Below are 4,437 nucleotides of genomic sequence, written 5' to 3'. Positions count from 1 at the left end.
GGAGCGGATAGGTTCAAGGGTGGTTGAGTGTTCCCCGCGCGAGCGGGGATGAGCCCGGGGATGCTTTTCCCTTTGAGGTTTCACCCGTGTGTTCCCTGCGTGAGCGGGGATGAGCCCTTATAGGTACTTATAGGGGCACATTTTTTGAAGTGTTCCCCGCGTGAGCGGGGCTATACAGAAATACAGGAATCTGTGTTTACAGATTTCTGTATTTCTGTATATACAGATTTCTGTACCCAAGATATCCTAAAGGTACACCTACCCCTACCCCATGGAGGACCCCACCATGCCACTCATCATCGGCATCATTAACGCCAAAGGTGGCGTGGGCAAGACCGTCAGCACCGTCTACCTCGCTCACGCCCTCACCACCACCGGCCACACCGTCGAAGTCTGGGATGCCGACCCTCAGGGATCAGCCACCGACTGGGCCCTCACCGCTGACGAGAGCGGCGACGGTTTCCCGTTCGAGGTCTCACCCGTGAATGTGCCGCAGCTCCGCCGCCGCCGCACCACCGCAGAGATCACCCTCATCGACTCACCCCCGCTCAACGAGGCGATTTTGAATGCTATCGCGCAGCGTTCTGACGTGCTCATCATCCCCGCAGCACCCGCCGGGCTAGACATCACCCGAGTTTTCTCCACCCTCGCCTCCATCCCCGAGGGAAAGCCTGCGGCCGTGCTGCTCACCTCAGCAGACCCGCGCACCGTCCTCTTCCGTGAGACCAAAGAGCTTCTCGAGGAGTCCGGCGTGACCCTCTTTGATACCTCCATCCGCCCCAAGCAGTCCGTACGAGCCAGCTACGGCCGTAAGCCTGAAGACCTGGGCGGCTACGACGAGGTAGCAGCACAGCTACTGGCCCTCGTCGGCATGGACCAGGAGGCATAATTATGGCAATCTCCCCGGCAAGGCGCCTTAACGTGAGTGTCCCCGCCAGTACTGAAAAGCGGGTAAAGGGTCGTGCCAGCTTCGAACAGGCCTTCAAAACTGGCGCCCCGGCGCCGGAGGTGAGCATTAAGAAGCTGACCCTGAACCTGCCAGCTGATGCCCACGCCCGACTCAAGGCACACGCTGCTAGTCATGGTGTGAGCATGACCGACCTCATCGTCAAGTTCATCGACCAGCTCGACTAAACACGAAAGACCACTCAGACATACGTCTGAGTGGTCTTTTTAGGTCAAAAATAGCCTATACCTATAAAAATCTTCTGCTGAGAGCGAAAATAGCACTAAAACCCAAGGATACCTGTGGTATCTTTTGGGTTTTTGCATAAAATGGATATATTTGGGTTCTTTGGCTCTCCTACGGGAGTGCCGGGTGACCTTGTGTCCCAAAGTCCCTATGTCAGTGAAACGAAGTAATGTTTAGCGACCCTACTTCAACCCACTGACGACCACTGACTAGCAAAGGTAATGCTTTGGCATTAGCCCGGCACCTTGTCTAGTCAAAACCATATAACCCCATAAGGAGATTTCACTTTGGAAACAGTAGTGAATCACCCGCTGGAGTTTTCTATCCTGCTTCTTTGTTGGACCCTGCATAAGGTTGTGCTTCACTTCCTGAAAAAGGATCGCAAGAACAACAAGAAGAAGAAGTAACTCTGGTCAAGAATCCTTCTCCCTCTCACGGTATCACTATCGTGGGAGGGGGTTGGGTCCCTGGAATGCTCCGTATGGGTTCATGGTAGCAAGAAAGGAGCGACATGAGCAAGATTTTCTGGCTGCTGATCCCCCTCACAGCCACCCTATTCATCGGCAATCTGCTGAAACTCTCAGCAGACGGCCTCATCTCAGCAGCGATACTAGGCGCTGCCATCTACTACCAGGTACGAACCTACCTGGACCTACGCACCTACGAAAAGGAGCTGACGGCCTAAAGGCTTAAATCTATCCACCCTGCCAGCCATGCACGAGACCCAGATGAGCTACAAGAAAAGTCCGGCAAGACGTTTTCTTGAGAGTCATCAAGGCATCCTGCACCAGGCACACAGCAGGTGATATAACCCCTCAGGAAAGAGCCTGAGGACCTGACATAGCCCCCTCTGCCCTGCAAGGTAGAGGGGGCTATTCTTACCCCCAAAACCCCTGATACAGAAATACAGAAAACCATAAATACAGAAATCTGTATTTCTGTATTGAGGGCATAATACCTAGTCAGACCCACATAATCCCCAATAGGAAGCTGCATTGTGCCACCCATCAGTCATCAGTGCCACCAAAAAGAGGGCCCCTCAACGCAATGCGTTGAGGGACCCTCCCACATGTTCCGCCGTAGGACCCAAGGCCCTGCAGCACCTCCAGACTAACACCGACTACGCCAGGTGTGCACCTGATCCCGTCACCACAGCAGCCTGCAAGAAATCAGTGCCACCCCCAGGGCTTCGCATGACCGACTGCACCCATCGACCACAGAGCACCCTACAACCCCTACAGGCCCTCAGAGACCCCCGCCATCGACCATTGCGACCCCTAGAGCTGACCCCCCCTTACCCCCTGGTGCTCCAGCTGCTATACGCTCGCACTGACCCGCCTCCGAGGTCTTCCGAGGCGCCAAATGTGATTTTCACCTCACGCTCATAAGTTGGGGTTCAGACCAGTATCCATGTGGCTGCGTTGGGTGCGCACGTTTGGGGCTGTCTTACCAGCTCCCGCTGCGCCCATTTTATTAACCCCGTGAGAAGGGCCCGTCAAGCCCGCGTGACGGTCACCTTTCAGAGGCATTCTTCGCCTTGATACGAGGTTGGGGGTTCCGGGCGGGCTTGACTGCCCCTTTCCCGGGAAAATGGGGCTGGCTAAGGAGCTGGCGGCGACAGAGCCTGTCTGACCGGGGGGGGGGTAGTAGGGAGCCGCGCACACGCAATACTTTCAGTGTAATTTATTTCATATTACATTAAACACATCAATATGTAGCGCACCACATTTGCAATGTTTGAGATGTAAATTAATGCCTAGAAAATTCATTAAATAAATGCAAAAAAGCCGGCGATAAATTGAATTATCACCGGCTTTCTTGATATAATTATTACGTTAGGAAGTCGCAATTCCTAAAATGTTCAAGTCTAGGAATTACATTCTCTAGACATTCAAACTAAATAATGAAAGGTGAAGCTCTTGGAAGCTATCTCCGAACTTGTGGGCAACCTGTCCAATCTGATTATCTCTTTCACCTTGTGCTATGTCCTTGTAACGAAGGAAAAGCATAAGGGTAAGAAAAAGAAGAAATAACAGGTAACGTAACCATCTCCCCCGGTATCCAACACCGGGGGAGGGGTTACCCCCTCAAGTTCTTGATAGCTTCATGGTATCAGAAAGGACTAACTATGAGCAAGATTTTTTGGGTACTCTTCCCCCTTGAATCCCTTCTCTTCATGCGTGCACTGTCGAACCTTTCGGCTGTCAATGTCATTTCATTGATTATCTTGTCTGCAGCAGTGTTCTATCAGGTGCGAGCCTACCGCGCCCTTCGAGAATACGAGAAGGCGCAGCGCGCCTAGACACGAGACAATACATACGAAAATACCCCCTGAAAAACAGGGGGTATTTTCGTAGAAAACACCTGAAAAACTTGATTTAGAAGTATAAAACGTGCTATACTAATAGTGTTGAAGGGAACAACTTCAACACCCCAAGCCTGGTCATCAAACCGATTATTCAGGTATTCACAATCTAATAGAGAAAGGTACATTCAATGAATGTTTCGGAACTCACCGCATTGCTTACCTCGATTGGCGCGGCGCTTGGCGGCATTGCCACCGTCATCACCGCAACCACCAAGCTCATCGAAGTCTTCAAGAAACCGAAGAGCACCGATAAGTAAGCGGTAAAAACCCCTCAACCCGGTACTAGAGCCGTTACTCTAGTGCCGGGTGCCGGGGCACCCGATACATTCATAGTACACGAGGTAACACCCCATGAAGAAGACCCTCAGCGCAGCCCTTCCCTACGCTATCGCCATTATCGGCGCGGTAGTGCTGCTTCCCACCTACCCGGTCGTATCCGCTATCACCTTCGGACTGCTCGCACTGGCAGCCCTCATCCATGCATACGCATGGCATATCGGACGCCACCGCAGCAAAGACTAACGAAAGGACCCCCATGGCTGGCATGCTAATCGTAGGCATCTCAGAAATGGCGCGCTTCCTTGGCATGACCCCCGCAGGTCTACTACGCCGAGGCGAGCTACCCGAGCCAGATTTCATCTCGCACGGCGATAAAAAAATCTGGCTACCGGCAACCGTCGAGGCATGGAACACCGACTACACCACTCGCCCCGAATTCGGCGAGTGGGGACGACGCCTACGCCAAAAGACGCAAACCGGCAAAACCCCCACCGAGCAGCAGTAACCCCGCTGCAGTCCACCAAAACAGGGGAGGACCCCAGGGGTGCCAGACTGTATAACCCCGCACGCCGCCGGGGGCACCCAAAACCCGGGTGCC

Annotated in this window: 7 protein-coding genes; all 7 read left to right on the top strand. The window is 53.3% G+C overall.

Annotated elements, in window-relative coordinates; genetic code table 11:
* The first annotated feature begins 286 nt into the window (after positions 1-286).
* A complete protein-coding gene (locus Q0216_RS10230; protein WP_298595151.1) occupies positions 287-889 on the top strand; it encodes a ParA family protein in 603 nt (200 codons plus the stop codon).
* 32 nt (positions 890-921) lie between these two features.
* Positions 922-1,134, top strand: coding sequence for a plasmid partition protein ParG (locus Q0216_RS10225; RefSeq protein WP_298595147.1), 213 nt, complete (start codon positions 922-924; stop codon positions 1,132-1,134).
* A gap of 569 nt (positions 1,135-1,703) precedes the next feature.
* A complete protein-coding gene (locus Q0216_RS10220; RefSeq protein ID WP_298595144.1) occupies positions 1,704-1,877 on the top strand; it encodes a hypothetical protein in 174 nt (57 codons plus the stop codon).
* A gap of 1,443 nt (positions 1,878-3,320) precedes the next feature.
* Positions 3,321-3,494 carry a hypothetical protein gene (locus Q0216_RS10215; protein WP_298595141.1) on the top strand — a complete coding sequence of 58 codons (174 nt, stop codon included), beginning with the start codon at positions 3,321-3,323 and terminating at the stop codon, positions 3,492-3,494.
* Between the two features lie 194 nt (positions 3,495-3,688).
* Positions 3,689-3,817, top strand: coding sequence for a hypothetical protein (locus Q0216_RS10210; protein WP_298595138.1), 129 nt, complete (start codon positions 3,689-3,691; stop codon positions 3,815-3,817).
* Between the two features lie 94 nt (positions 3,818-3,911).
* Entirely contained in the window at positions 3,912-4,082 is a 171-nt protein-coding gene (locus Q0216_RS10205; RefSeq protein WP_298595135.1) for a hypothetical protein, read from the top strand.
* Between the two features lie 13 nt (positions 4,083-4,095).
* A complete protein-coding gene (locus Q0216_RS10200; RefSeq protein ID WP_298595132.1) occupies positions 4,096-4,344 on the top strand; it encodes a hypothetical protein in 249 nt (82 codons plus the stop codon).
* The last annotated feature ends 93 nt before the right edge of the window (positions 4,345-4,437 follow it).

It is taken from the genome of uncultured Rothia sp. (assembly GCF_937976295.1).
GTDB lineage: Bacteria > Actinomycetota > Actinomycetes > Actinomycetales > Micrococcaceae > Rothia.
Note: the sequence above shows the minus strand (reverse complement) of the source record. Positions and strands in the feature narration are given on the sequence as shown.